This window comes from Streptomyces sp. NPDC001728 (genome assembly GCF_040297565.1).
In the GTDB taxonomy this organism is placed as follows: Bacteria; Actinomycetota; Actinomycetes; order Streptomycetales; family Streptomycetaceae; genus Streptomyces.
This window is the reverse complement of record NZ_JBEOZK010000010.1, coordinates 182,322-194,994: the sequence shown is the minus strand read 5'-3', so window position 1 is coordinate 194,994 and position 12,673 is coordinate 182,322. Positions and strand designations below refer to the sequence as shown.

11 protein-coding genes are annotated in these 12,673 nt (G+C 75.4%); 9 read left to right on the top strand and 2 right to left on the bottom strand.

Annotated elements, in window-relative coordinates; genetic code table 11:
- Positions 1 to 16 precede the first annotated feature (16 nt).
- The 3 genes from ABT154_RS17785 to ABT154_RS17775 all read left to right on the top strand — a co-directional run bounded on the left by ABT154_RS17785 (position 17) and on the right by ABT154_RS17775 (position 3,873).
- Positions 17 to 1,243, top strand: coding sequence for a sulfite oxidase (locus tag ABT154_RS17785; RefSeq protein WP_351857749.1), 1,227 nt, complete (start codon positions 17 to 19; stop codon positions 1,241 to 1,243).
- An 82-nt stretch (positions 1,244 to 1,325) separates the two neighbouring features.
- The gene (locus tag ABT154_RS17780; protein ID WP_351857748.1) at positions 1,326 to 2,558 is read left to right on the top strand and encodes an aminotransferase class I/II-fold pyridoxal phosphate-dependent enzyme; all 1,233 of its coding nucleotides are present in this window, start codon (positions 1,326 to 1,328) and stop codon (positions 2,556 to 2,558) included.
- Positions 2,559 to 2,805: 247 nt separating this feature from the next.
- Positions 2,806 to 3,873: an MBL fold metallo-hydrolase gene (locus tag ABT154_RS17775; protein ID WP_351857747.1), complete on the top strand. Its 1,068-nt coding sequence runs from the start codon at positions 2,806 to 2,808 to the stop codon at positions 3,871 to 3,873.
- Here the strand turns inward: ABT154_RS17775 and ABT154_RS17770 are convergent.
- The gene (locus tag ABT154_RS17770) at positions 3,853 to 4,515 is read right to left on the bottom strand and encodes a DedA family protein (RefSeq protein WP_351857746.1); all 663 of its coding nucleotides are present in this window, start codon (positions 4,513 to 4,515) and stop codon (positions 3,853 to 3,855) included. The two genes, ABT154_RS17775 and ABT154_RS17770, sit on opposite strands and share 21 nt — an antisense overlap.
- Complete coding sequence (locus tag ABT154_RS17765; RefSeq protein ID WP_351857745.1) at positions 4,512 to 5,291, bottom strand: MBL fold metallo-hydrolase; 780 nt, start codon at positions 5,289 to 5,291, stop codon at positions 4,512 to 4,514. Before ABT154_RS17765 ends, ABT154_RS17770 begins: the two co-directional genes overlap by 4 nt.
- A 136-nt stretch (positions 5,292 to 5,427) precedes the next feature.
- Here ABT154_RS17765 and ABT154_RS17760 point away from each other — a divergent pair, with 136 nt between their 5' ends.
- From ABT154_RS17760 to ABT154_RS17735, 6 genes are all read left to right on the top strand, one after another.
- On the top strand, positions 5,428 to 5,832 hold the full coding sequence (locus ABT154_RS17760) for a recombinase family protein (protein WP_351857744.1): 405 nt from the start codon (positions 5,428 to 5,430) through the stop codon (positions 5,830 to 5,832).
- Between the two features lie 252 nt (positions 5,833 to 6,084).
- Entirely contained in the window at positions 6,085 to 8,295 is a 2,211-nt protein-coding gene (locus ABT154_RS17755; RefSeq protein ID WP_351857743.1) for a phage holin family protein, read from the top strand.
- A gap of 66 nt (positions 8,296 to 8,361) precedes the next feature.
- Complete coding sequence (locus tag ABT154_RS17750; RefSeq protein WP_351857742.1) at positions 8,362 to 9,804, top strand: amino acid permease; 1,443 nt, start codon at positions 8,362 to 8,364, stop codon at positions 9,802 to 9,804.
- Positions 9,805 to 9,890: 86 nt separating this feature from the next.
- Positions 9,891 to 10,274, top strand: a complete 384-nt coding sequence (locus ABT154_RS17745) for a hypothetical protein (RefSeq protein WP_351857741.1) — start codon at positions 9,891 to 9,893, stop codon at positions 10,272 to 10,274.
- Between the two features lie 56 nt (positions 10,275 to 10,330).
- Positions 10,331 to 10,540 carry a hypothetical protein gene (locus ABT154_RS17740; RefSeq protein ID WP_351857740.1) on the top strand — a complete coding sequence of 70 codons (210 nt, stop codon included), beginning with the start codon at positions 10,331 to 10,333 and terminating at the stop codon, positions 10,538 to 10,540.
- 77 nt (positions 10,541 to 10,617) lie between these two features.
- Positions 10,618 to 12,528 carry an alpha/beta hydrolase gene (locus ABT154_RS17735; RefSeq protein WP_351857739.1) on the top strand — a complete coding sequence of 637 codons (1,911 nt, stop codon included), beginning with the start codon at positions 10,618 to 10,620 and terminating at the stop codon, positions 12,526 to 12,528.
- The last annotated feature ends 145 nt before the right edge of the window (positions 12,529 to 12,673 follow it).

Genomic DNA, 12,673 nt, shown 5'->3' with positions numbered 1-12,673 from the left:
CCTGCCGAGGAGTCCCGTGCCGAACCCGCCCGCGCCCGCCCGCCGCGCCCTGCTCAAGCTGCTCGCGGCGAGCCCCGCGGCCTCCGCCCTCGGCGGGATCGCCGCCGCCCCCGCGCACGCCGCCCTCGATCACCCGGCCCCCGCTCAAGGCGCCCCCGCCGCACACGGCATCGTCAAAGCGCTTCCCGCCGAGTACTTCACCGTCCGGGGCACCAACGCCGAGGCCCGCTTCGACTCCTTCGCCGACACCGGGCTCCTCACCCCCGCCGACCGTTTCTTCGTCCGCAACCACACCGCCACCCCCGTCCTCGGCGCCGCCGACTGGCGTCTGACGCTCTGGGGCGATGGGCTCCACGGCCGCGATCCGGTCCACTTCAGCTACGGGCAGCTCCGCGATCTGCCCTCCGTCACCCGTACGGCCCTGATCGAGTGCGCCGGAAACGGCCGCAGCCTCTACGCGAGCCAGCAGGGCGAGCCGGTCGCGGGCACCCCCTGGACCCTCGGCGCCGTCGGGGCCGCCCGCTGGCGCGGCGTACGGCTCTCCGACGTGCTCCGGCGCGCCGGGATCGCCCGTGACGCCTTCGCCCTCCAGCCGCGCGGCCTGGACGACCCGTACGTCTCCGGCGGCGTCGACTACGGCCGGGTGCGCCGCCCGCTGCCGGTCGCCAAGGCCTTCGACGACGTGATCCTCGCGTACGAGATGAACGGCGAGCCCCTCCCGCACGACCACGGGTACCCCGTCAGGCTCGTCGTGCCCTCCTGGGTCGGGATCGCCTCGATCAAGTGGCTCGGCGACATCCAGGTGTCCACCCGTCCGCTCAGCTCGCCCTGGTCCACCGACTGGTACCGGCTCTTCGGCGACGCCCACCCCGCCGGCGGCAGCGAGCCGATCAGCCGCCAGATCGTCAAGTCCGCCTACCAACTGCCCTTCGGCGCCACCCTGGAGGCCGGCCGCGTCCATTGGCTCACCGGCCGCGCCTGGTCCGCCCTGGCCCCCGTGCGGTCGGTCGAGGTCTCCACCGATGGCGGCGCGCACTGGCGGCACGCCCGGCTCCTCGACGCGCCCCGGCGGGACGGCTGGGTCCGCTGGTCCGTGCCGTGGCGCCCGCACGCCACCGGCCCGGTCACCCTGCTCTCCCGTACCACCGACACCGCCGGCAACACCCAGCCCGAGCGGGCCGTCCACAACACCCAGGGGTACCTCTTCAACGCGGTCGTACGGCACCCGGTCACCGTCGTCTGAGGGGGCGGAACCGCCCGAACCTTCGTATAAAGGGCACGGGGGTGCCCGTCCGGCGCCCCTGTGCGCTCAGGAGGTACGCGACATGCGGCAGACGGCTCCGGAGGGCCGCGGTCCGGTACGCTACGGCCCTCCCGCCCCCGACACCGGCCTGCCCGTCCTCCCCGGACTCGCGGGCCTGCTCGCCGAGGCCGCCGGACGGACCGCCCCCGAGCCGCCCGGCGGAGGACCCGTCCTGCGCGAGGCCGCCGCAGGCTACTGGTGGCGCCGCGGCCTGCGCACCCACCCCGAGGACGTGGTGGCCGCCCCCGGCGCCCCCGCCCTGCTGCTCGCCCTCCTCGCCGCCCACGGCGGAGACCTCCTGCTGCCCCGGCCCTGCCCCGCCTGGTGGACCCCGCAGGCCCGCCTCCTCGGCCGCCCCGCCTACCACGTGCCGACCCCCGCCGAGTGCGGCGGCGTCCCCGACCCGTACGCCCTCCTGGAGACCGTCCGGCGGATCCGCGCCGAGGGCGGCACCCCGCGCGTCCTCCTCCTGTCCGTCGCCGACGACCCGACGGCCACCGTCGCCCCGCCCGAGATCGTCCGCGAGGCCTGCGAGGCCGCCGTCGCCGAAGGACTGCACGTCATCAGCGACGAGACCTGGCGCGACACCCTCCACCACCCGGAGGACGCGGTGTTCCTGAGCCCCGCCGAGATGTGCCCGGACGACGTCACCGTCCTCAGCGACCTCGGCGGCGCCCTCACGCCCGCCGCCTGGCCCTGCGCCGTCGCCCGCTTCCCGCCGACCGACCCGTCCCGCGCCGACCGCTGGACCGACCGCAGGGCCCGCGTCCTCGACGTGCTCACCGCCCTCGGCGCCGTCGTCGCCGGACCGGTGGCGCCCGCCGCCGCCCACGCCCTCGACGAACCCGAGGACGTCACCGTACGGGCCCGCCGCGCCGCCGCCGTCCACGGCCGCATCGCCGTCGCCGCGTACCGCGCGGTCCTGGCCGCCGGGGCGCTCGCCCGGCCCCCGAAGGCCGGCCGCCACCTCTACGCCGACCTCGGCCCGCTGCGGTCCGGACTCGCCGCCAGGGGCGTCACCGACTCCCTGGAACTGGAGAGCCACCTCACCGCACGGCTCGGGGCCCCGGCGGTCGGTGGTCACCGGCTCGGCGACGAACTCGGCGCGCTCCGCGTCCGGTTCGGCACCGGCATGTTCCTGGGCGCCGCGGGGGAGGAACGGGCGGAGGTGCTCGCGGCGAGCGATCCCGTGGAACTCCCTCATGTGGCGAAGAGGTTGGCCGAGTTCGGCGGAGCTTTGGAGGAACTCCGGTGAGGATCGCGGCGGTTGAGGAGGATCGGCGTATCGCGCGCCGTAATGTGCACCGGAGACGGCTTCCGGCGGTCCCGGCCCCCTCCCGCGTACGCCCCGCCCTTCACCGGGCGCCTCCCGCGCCTCGCCGTGCAAGCCCCGCGCTCCGGGGTGCGCGCCCGGTCCTCCACCGAGCGCCCCCCGTCCCTCGCCGTGCGCGCCCCGCGCCGGCCGTCCGACCCGCACGAGCCGCGCAGAACGGAGCTCGCAGATGACCGAACGCACGACGCACCCCGCGCGGGCACCACAGACCCCGGACCACCCCCTCGCCGGGCCGCCCGCCGCCCCCGGCGCGCCCGCTCCCGCGCCCACCCCCCTCCTCCAGCCCGTCGGGCGGCTGCGGTGGGACTGGCCCCGGAGCTTCGCCGACCGGCTCACCGCGCCCCTCCCCGGTGTGCGGGCCCTGGCCCGCCTCGCCCGGGAGGGTGCCGTACGCCCCCGCCCCGAGGGGCTCCGTGACATCCCGCTGCTTCCCTTCGAGCCGGGCCCGATGCCGGTCGCCGGGCCGGACACGCTCGCCATCACCTGGGCGGGGCACGCGAGTTGGGTGCTGCGCGTCGGGGGGCTCACCGTCCTCACCGACCCCGTCTGGTCCCGCCGCATCTTCGGGACCCCCGCCCGGCTCACCCCGGTCGGCGTCCGCTGGGAGGACCTGCCGGCCGTCGACGCCGTCGTCATCAGCCACAACCACTTCGACCACCTCGACGCCCCCACCCTGAAGCGGCTGCCCCGGGACACACCGGTCTTCGTCCCTGCGGGGCTCGGCCGCTGGTTCGCCCGCCGCCGGTTCAGCCGGGTGACCGAGCTGGACTGGTGGGAGGCGGCCGAACTCGACGGCGTGCGCTTCGACTTCGTCCCCGCGCACCACTGGTCCAAGCGCACCCTCCTGGACACCTGCCGGTCCCTGTGGGGCGGCTGGGTGCTCACCGACCGCTCGGGGCGCCGTGTCCACTTCGCCGGGGACACCGGATACGGCCACTGGTTCGCGGAGATCGGCCGCCGGTACCCCGGCATCGACCTCGCGCTCCTGCCCATCGGGGCCTACGACCCCCGCTGGTGGCTCAGCGACGTCCACACCGACCCGGAGGAAGCCGTCCGCGCCCACCAGGACCTGGGAGCCCGGCGGATGGCGCCGATGCACTGGGCCACCTTCGTCCTGTCCGCCGAGCCCGTCCTCGAACCGCTCGCCCGGGTCAGGGCCGCCTGGGAGCAGGCCGGGCTGCCCCGCGAGGATCTGTGGGACCTGCCGGTCGGCGGTTCACGGGTGCTGGTGCCCTGACACCCCGTCCGCCTTCGGCGTACGGGCCCGCCGCCACAGCGCGGGCACCGCGCTGATCAGCAGGGTCAGGCCCACCGCCGCGACGACCCCCTGCCACGGCTCCGGGAAGAGCGAACCACCCAGGATCCCGATCAGCTGGTACGTCGCCGCCCACGCCAGACAGGCCGCGACGTCCCCGCGTGCGAAGCGGCGCAGCGGCATCTCCGAGAGCAGGCACGCCAGCATCACCGGGATGCGCCCGGCCGGCACGAGCCGGGACAGGACGAGCACGGACACCTGATGGGTGTCGAGCCGCTCCCGTGCCTGGGCCAGCCGCTCCGGCGTCACCCGGCCGCGCAGCGCGGCGAGCCACCGCGAACCGTTGCTGGACCGGACCCCGCGCTGCCCGAGCCAGTACAGGGCCGTGTCGCCGAGGAACGCGGCGAAGGCCGCCACCAGGAAGACGTACAGCAGCGAGAGCGGCGAGGTCTGGTGGAATGCGACCACCGCCGCCGAACTGACGATCGCGCCCGTCGGCACGACCGGCACCAGTGCGCCGAGCGCCACGAGCAGGAACAGCGAGGGGTATCCGACGGCCTGCTGCGTCGACTCCGGCGGGAGCTCGCGCACGGCCGTCACGATGCGGGTGAACCCGTCGATCACCGGGCGACCTCCGGCCGGACCCGTTCGCCGTGGCCGAGCAGGTGGACCGCCACCTTCGGCGCGAGCCGTGCCGCGTGCCGTACGAACTCGTCGCCCGGCGAGTGGAACTCGTGCGGGCGCACCCCGTCGAGCCCGATCGGCCAGTACGTGCCGAAGTGCACCGGGACCGCCGCGGCCGGCGACAGCGCCGCGAGCGCCTGCGCTGCCCGGCCCGCGTCGAGATGGCCGTGCCCGAGGTACGGGCCCCAGCCGCCGACCGGCAGCAGCGCCACGTCCACCGGGCCCACCGCCTCCGCCATCCCGTCGAAGAGCCCGGTGTCCCCGGCGAAGTACGTCCGCGCCTCGCCCTCGACGACGTACCCGAGCGCGGGCGCGCGGTGCGGACCGACCGGCAGCCGCCGGCCGTCGTGGAGCGCCGGCACGGCCCGTACCGTCACGCCCTCCACCGTCACCGTGTCACCCGCCTCCACCTCGGTCAGCCGCAGCCCCTTCCCGTCGAGCCTGCGCAGACCCGGTACGGCGGCCGGGGCGCCGCGCGGCACCACGACGAGCGTCCCGGGCGCGAGCAGGGCGAGCGAGGGCAGATGCAGATGGTCGGAGTGCAGATGCGAGACGAGGACGGCCTCGGCCACCGTGGCCTCGGCCGGCGGCGGGGCGCCGCGCCGCCGCCGCAGATGCGCGAGCCGCCGCGCGAACAGCGGATCGGTGAGGAAGCGGACCCCGGAGTCCTCGACCGTGCAGGTCGCGTGACCCCACCAGGTGACCTCCACCGGCATGCCGCCTTCCGTTCTCCGGGGTGACGGCCGCCGTTCGTGATGTCCGGGGCCGTTCCGTAACTCCGTAACGAGGGTAAATGTCCCCGGCGGGTGCCGGAGGATGTTCGGCCGTGCCGGACCGCAGTAGGGTCGGCCCATGGACGACGTTCGGGTGGCGGCGATCGCCAGCCTCACCCCGCTCGAAGAGCTGGACAGCGAGCCCTTTCTTGTCGACACGCGTGGTCAGCACGCGGTCTGCGCCCGCTGGGCCGAGGACAAGGGATACGTGGTCGCCCGCCAGCTGCTGTTCTACGGCATCCGGCCCGATCACGCGGCACTGTGGGACGACGTGGAGGCGGGGGCGGTCGACCTCTTCGTCGCCGCCAACGAGCGGGCGCTCGCGCGCGCGGTGACCTCCGTGCCCGGATTCCGGGCCGAATGCGAGCGGCGGGGGGTGCGGGTGGAGACCGTCGCGGTCGACGAACCGGCGTACGACGCGGCGGCGAAGGCGGGGGTGCACCGCCGGCTCTCCATGCCGACGGCCGGATACGACGGGGCTTGACTCCCGGCGGTGCTTGATGCCCGATGGCGCTCGACGCCCGACGGGGCTCGACGCCCGACGGCGCCTGCCCCCCCCCGGCGTGCTTGATGCCTGTCGGCGCTCGGCGCCGGCCGCCGACGACGGCCCCCTCCGGTACGCCGTTCCACAACCCGACCTGACACACCCGGCCCCCTCCCCCTCGCCCGTTTTCTACTCCGATCACGGGCGTTGTGCCACGCTTGAGGCAGGAAACGGGCGAAAGGTGAAGCGGGCGTGGGTGACGGGCGATGGGGTGGCGCCGAACGCTGGCGGTCCGCCGGCAGGACGCTGGCACGGGTGATCGTGGTCTGGGCGGTGTCGACGCTCACCATGCTCGTGCTCGCCGGGCTGCTCCCGGACTTCCAGCTCCAGTCGGCCGACGGTGACAGCTTCACGCGGACCGCGCTGACCGCCGCCGCGGCGGCGGGCGCGTTCGGCCTGCTCGTAGCGCTCGTGTGGCCGCTGATCGTCCGCGCGCTGCTGCTCGTCCCGGCCCTGGTGCTGGGCCTGCTCGTGTTCTTCCTCAACGGTTCGCTGCTGCTCGTCGCGCTCTGGCTGATCCCCGACGGGCGCGGCGCCGCCGACCCCGAGACCGCCGTGGTCGTCGCCGCGGTCATGTCCGCCGTCGCCTCCGCCACCTCCACCGCCCTCGCCGTCCGCGACGACGACGCGTACCGGCGCCGCCTCTACCGGCTGACCGGTCGCACCAGGCCCCGCGAGTCGGGGTCTCCGGGCTCGGGCGAGGTGCCCGATCAGGCGCCCGGCACGGTCTTCCTCCAGCTCGACGGCGTCGGCCACCACGTACTGCGCGGCGCCGTCGCCGACGGTCTGATGCCGACCGTCGCGGGCCTCCTCGACGCCGGCCACCGGCTCACCCCGTGGCGTACGGACTGGTCCAGCCAGACCGGCGCGAGCCAGCTCGGCATCCTGCACGGCTCCAACGAGGACGTGCCCGCCTTCCGCTGGTACGAGAAGGACACCGGCCGGATCATGGTGTCGAACCGCCCGGCGAGCGCCGTGGAACTCCAGCGCCGGGCCGTGCGCCGCACCGGGGACGGCGGGCTCCTCACCTTCGACGGCGCCTCCCGGGGCAATCTGTTCAGCGGCGGCGCGGACCAGCTCGCGCTGGTCCTTTCGATGGCCGCCCGGCGCGGCCCCCGCAACCGCTCGCGCGCCGGCTACTTCGCGTACTTCTCCGACCCCGCCAACGCCGTCCGCACCGCGGGCTCGTTCGTCGCCGAGTGCTTCCGCGAGATGGGCCAGTCCACGCGCGCGCTGCTGCGCCGCGAGACCCCGCGGGTCTCGCGCGGCGGCCTGTACCCCTTCGTCCGGGCCTTCGCGACCGTCCTGGAGCGGGACGTCGTGGTCTCCGCCGTGATGGGGGACGTACTCGCCGGACGGACCGCCGTCTACGCCGACCTGGTCGCCTACGACGAGGTGGCGCACCACTCGGGCCCGCACGGCCGGGACACCGACCAGGTGCTGCGCCGCCTCGACCGCTCGATCGCGCTCATCGCGACCGTCGCCGAGCACGCGCCACGCCCGTACCGGATCGTGCTCCTCTCCGACCACGGGCAGAGCCCCGGCGAGACCTTCGCGGGGGCGTACGGGCTGACGCTCAAGGAACTCGTCAGGGCCGGGTGCGGACTGCCCGTGCCGGGTCGGGTGCGGCGGACCCGCTGGGGGCACCCCCAGACGGAGTCCGGGGGAGGCTCGGAGGCGCGGGACGCGGCCAGGGACGCGGTGCGCCTCGCGCTGCACCGGCCCGTGGACGAGACCGGCGAGTCGGCGCGGGAGCTGCCCGCCCGGCCCTCCGAACCGGTCGTCCTCGCCTCGGGCAACCTCGGTCTGATCTCCTTCCCGGACGTGCCGCACCGGATGACCCGGGAGGAGATCGAGCGGCGCCACCCGGCCCTGCTGCGTACCCTCGCGCACCATCCGGGGATCGGTTTCGTGCTCGTGGCGAGCGCCGAGCACGGCTCGGTGGTGCTCGCCGGCGACGGCGCTGAGGTGCCGGTCGCCGACCTCGACGACGCGGGGCCGCTGGCCGTCTTCGGGCCGGGGGCGGCGCGGGCGGTACGGCGTACCGACGGCTTCCCGCACGTCGCGGACATCATGGTCAACTCGATGTACGACCCGGCGAGCGGTGCCGTGCACGCCTTCGAGGAGCAGATCGGCTCGCACGGGGGGCTCGGCGGCGAGCAGTCGCACCCCTTCCTGCTGTCGCCACCGGAACTCTCGCCGCCGGTCGGGGCGGGGGAGGAGCTGGTCGGTGCGGAGCACGTGCACCGGGTGCTGCGGCGCTGGCTGGGGGAGACCTCCGGGCCGCAGGTGCCGCTGGGGCAGGTGGGGCCACTGGGTCCGCTGGAGATTTCCCCGTCCGCACACGAAACGGAATCAATTCTTCCGGTCGAAGGGCCGGTCGCACCGGACAAAAGTCACTGATTTGGATGCCTGTTCGCCGTTACCGGACGATGGTCCGGATTTGTACGACGGAAGGCGCCCCACCCCATGAGCACGGCCACCACAACTCCACAGAGCGGGCCCGCCACCGGGGCCGCCGGGAACACCGGCGACACCGGCAAGGGCGCGGACGGCAAGCACGCCCGCCGCTTCGGGCTCCCCGTCGCGACCGCCCTGGTCATGGGCAACATCATCGGCGGCGGAATCTTCCTGCTGCCCGCCTCCGTCGCCCCCTACGGCACCATCAGCCTCGTCGCCTTCGGCGTCCTCACCCTCGGCGCGATCGCCCTCGCCCTCGTCTTCGGCCGCCTCGCCCGCCGCCACCCGGCGACCGGCGGACCGTACGTCTACGCCCGCGAGGCCTTCGGCGACTTCGCCGGATTCCTCACGGCCTGGTCCTACTGGGCCACCACGTGGGTCTCCAACGCGGCCCTCGCCGTCGCCGCCGTCGGCTACCTCGACGTACTGGTCCCGCTCCACGGGTCGACGGCCGCCACCCTCGGCGCCGCGCTCCTCCTCCAGTGGCTCCCGGCCCTCGCCAACCTCGCCGGCACCCGCTACGTGGGCGCCGTGCAGCTCGTCGCCACCGTGCTCAAGTTCCTGCCGCTGCTGCTCGTCGCCGTCGGCGGGTTCTTCTTCTTCGACAGTGCCAACCTCGGCCCCTTCCGCGCCGGCGGCGAGAGCCCCCTCGGCGCCGTCTCGGCCTCCGCCGCGATCCTGCTCTTCAGCTACCTCGGCGTCGAGTCGGCCGCCGTCAGCGCGGGCGAGGTCCGCGACCCGCGCCGCAACGTCGGGCGCGCCACCGTCCTCGGCACCCTCGCCGCCGCCCTCCTCTACCTCCTCACCACCCTCTCCGTCTTCGGCACCGTCCCGCACGAGCGGCTCGTCACCTCCGACGCCCCCTTCACGGACGCCGTCGACCTCATGGTCGGCGGCTCCTGGGGCGGCACCGCCGTCGCCTGCATGGCCCTCGTCTCGATGGTCGGCGCGCTGAACGGCTGGACCCTGCTCAGCGCCCAGACCCCCTACGCGGCGGCGCGCGACGGGCTCTTCCCGAAGGCCTTCGCCCGCAAGCGGCGCGGGGTCCCCACGGTCGGCGTCGTCGTGACCGTCGTCCTCGCCTCGCTGCTGACCGTCTACAACTACACATCCGGCACCCAGCGCGTCTTCGAGACGCTCGTACTCGTCACCACCTTCACCGCCACCGTCCCCTACCTGCTCTCCTCCGCCGCGCAGCTGTACTTCCTGCTGTCCGGACGGTCCGACCGGGTCCACCGTGCCCGGCTGGTCCGCGACACCGTCCTCGCCCTCGCCGCCTTCGGCTTCTCCCTCTGGCTGGTCGCGGGTTCCGGCTACGCCGCCGTCTACCAGGGCGTCCTGTTCCTCTTCGCGGGAGTGCTCGTCCACGCGTGGATGTCGGCCCGCCGCCGGCGCGCGGCGGCGGGGGAGGCGGCGCCCGGCCACCCGTCGCCGCCACCGCCGGGTCAGTGAAAGAACGGCCCCGGCCGTAGGCCGCCCGGGCGGATCTCCCCTCCGGGGCGTCGGCCCACGACCCCGACGGGGCAGTACGGATCTCCGTGAGCCCCGCGCCCGTGCCGACCCTCGCGCCCGCCGCCACAGCGGGGCGTCCACCGCGCCCGGAACGGCGCCGGCACCGCTGGATCGCGCTGCTCCTCGTCCTCGCCGCGCTGTTCGGCAGCGGAGCGGCCGCGGCCGGCGGCGGCGCCGAACTCCGCCCCGCGACCGCCTCCCCGGCGTCCGACCCGGGCGGCGAGACGCACGACACGGCCGCCACCGAGGCCGGACTGCCCGGCCGCGCGCGGCGGCACCGGACGGGCCTCCGCCCGGTCCGGCCCCCGCGCCTCCACCACGGGGGCCGCGGCCACCGCGACGCCCCCGCCCCCGCTTCCGTGCCCGCTCCGCGCGGTGACGTGCTCCGGTGCGTGGTGATGCGCTGCTGAGAGGCCCCGCCTCGCAGCAGTCCCGACATCCCCCCCGCACCACGAGGAGCTTCGCCATGCCCGTCGACCCGTTCGCCGTCCTCCAGGCCCTGCTGCGCGCCGAGGCCTCCCGCGCCCAGCGCCCCGAACGCCCGGCGCCGGAGCCCGCCACCCCTGACCTGGTCTCCGACCCCGTCTCCGCCCAGGTCCAGGCCCCGACGTCCGAGCCGAGCCCGGTGCCCGCCTCGCCCGCGCCGCCCACGCGCCGCGAGGGCGGGGTGCGCTGACCCTTCGTGACGCCCCGACGCGGGCCACGGCGAAATCCGATTTGCGTACCGGTGGACGGACGTACGAGGCTGTCCCGATGACCTCGACCGACCGGAACACCAGCCCCGATCGGTCCGCCGGACCCGCGTCCGGCACGGCGAAGGACCCACCCGGCAGCCCGGACACGCGTACGAGCGCCGGCTCGGGCCCCAGCTCAAGCCCTGGCCCCAGCTCAAGCCCTGGCCCCAGCTCAAGCCCCGGCCCCCGCCCCACGCTCCCGCGCCGCGCCGCCCGGCGGCTTCTCGCCTTCGCGCGCCGCCCCTACCTGGACCGCCGGGACCCCTCGTACCGCATCCGCCGGTGGCCCGACCTCGTCGCGCTCTGCTTCGCCACCGTCTTCTTCTGGTCGAGCCTGACGCCCTCCCTCGTGCCCCGCCCCTGGTACCTCCAGGGCCTCGTCGGCGGGATCACCGCCACCATCGGGTACGCCCTCGGCTCCGGCCTCGCCTGGATCGTCCGGGCCCTGGTGCGCCGGCGGCCCCCCGAGCGCTTCCGGACCCGCTGCTGGCAGGCGTACTGGCTGCTCAGCCCGGTCCTCGCCGTGTGGTGCATCTCCGAGAGCGCCCGGATGCAGCGTCAGCTGCGGGCCCTCCAGGAGCTGCCGCCCTCCCTGACCTGGCACACGCCGATGATCGCGCTGATCGCGCTCGGTCTGCTGCTCGTCGCGCTCTTCGTCGCCCGCGCCGTACGGCTCGGCTCCGTCACCCTGATACGGCTGCTCGGCAGGCTCCTGCCCCGGCCCGTGGCGTTCGGCGTCGGCGCGGTCCTCTCCGCCCTCGTGGTCCTCGTCGGCGTCCGCGACGTGGTCTTCGACCGGGGAATCATCGACGTCGCCGACCGCATCGCCGAGGCGACCAACGGTGGCACCAAGGACGGCATCGAGCGCCCCGCCTCCCGCCTGGTCTCGGGCGGGCCCGGCTCGCTGGTCCCCTGGGAGGGCCTCGGCTTCCAGGGGCGTAACTTCACCGGTTCCACGCCCACCCGCGACGCCCTCACCGCCTGGAGCGGCAGGCCAGCCCGCGACCCGGTCCGCGTGTACGTGCCGTCCGCGCTGCCCGCCGCCTTCGAGGACGACCCGCCGTTCGCCGCGCAGGCCCGGCTCGCCGTCCGCGAACTCGACCGCACCGGCGCCTTCGACCGCGCGGTCCTCGCCGTGGCGGGCACCACCGGGACCGGCTGGGTCGACCCGAACGTCGCCGAGGCCCTGGAGTACATGTACGGCGGCGACACCGCGATCGTCGCCGTCCAGTACTCCTACCTGCCCAGCTGGGTGTCCTTCCTCGTCGACAAGGAGAAGGCCGGGCAGGCCACCCGAGCCCTCCTCGACGCCGTACGCGAACGGCTCGACGCCCTCCCCGCCGACCGGCGGCCCCGGCTCGTCGTCACCGGCGAGAGCCTCGGCGCCTACGCCGTCGAGGCCTCCTTCGAGGGCGCCGACGACCTCCTCGCCTCCACCGACGGCGCCCTCCTCATGGGCGCCCCGAACTTCTCACCGATCTCCCGCGAGATCCGCCGCGACCGCGACCCGGGCAGCCCGGTCTGGCGCCCCCAGTACCGGGGCGGCGCCCACATCCGCTTCGCCCAGTTCCCCGAGACCGACCTCGCGCGCCCGGCCGCCGCCTGGGAGCACCCGCGCGCGGTCTATCTGCAGAACGCCTCCGACCCCGTCGTCTGGTGGTCGCCCGACCTCCTCCTCAGCCGCCCCGAGTGGCTCGACGAACCCCTCGGTCCCGACATCACGCCCGAGATCACCTGGTTCCCGTTCGTCGGCTTCTGGCAGACCTCGGTGGACATGGCGGTGTCGTACGGGGTCGACGCGCCGCACGGCCACCGGTACGGGGCAGGGGCGGTCGACGGCTGGGCGGCGGTCCTTCCGCCACCGGGCTGGACCGCGTCCGACACGACCCGCCTGCGCGCCTTCATCGGCCACCGCCCGGCGGCGTACTGAACGCCCCGACCCCGAGCGCCCCTCAGGGAGCGCCTCCTCCGCTCCACACCGCTCAGGCGGTCTCCGCCGTCGGCCGAGCCCCGCCGTCCCCTCCGAGGGCCCCGCCTGCTCCAGGCGTTCCGTCCGCTCGTTCCGCCGGCCGTGC

Coding starts and splice junctions, on each gene's coding strand:
- ABT154_RS17750 (WP_351857742.1), top strand. CDS start 8,362: ATGAGCACGGCCACCACAACTCCACAGAGCGGGCCCGCCACCGGGGCC.
- ABT154_RS17780 (WP_351857748.1), top strand. CDS start 1,326: ATGCGGCAGACGGCTCCGGAGGGCCGCGGTCCGGTACGCTACGGCCCT.
- ABT154_RS17765 (WP_351857745.1), bottom strand. CDS start 5,291: ATGCCGGTGGAGGTCACCTGGTGGGGTCACGCGACCTGCACGGTCGAG.
- ABT154_RS17740 (WP_351857740.1), top strand. CDS start 10,331: ATGCCCGTCGACCCGTTCGCCGTCCTCCAGGCCCTGCTGCGCGCCGAG.
- ABT154_RS17760 (WP_351857744.1), top strand. CDS start 5,428: ATGGACGACGTTCGGGTGGCGGCGATCGCCAGCCTCACCCCGCTCGAA.
- ABT154_RS17735 (WP_351857739.1), top strand. CDS start 10,618: ATGACCTCGACCGACCGGAACACCAGCCCCGATCGGTCCGCCGGACCC.
- ABT154_RS17775 (WP_351857747.1), top strand. CDS start 2,806: ATGACCGAACGCACGACGCACCCCGCGCGGGCACCACAGACCCCGGAC.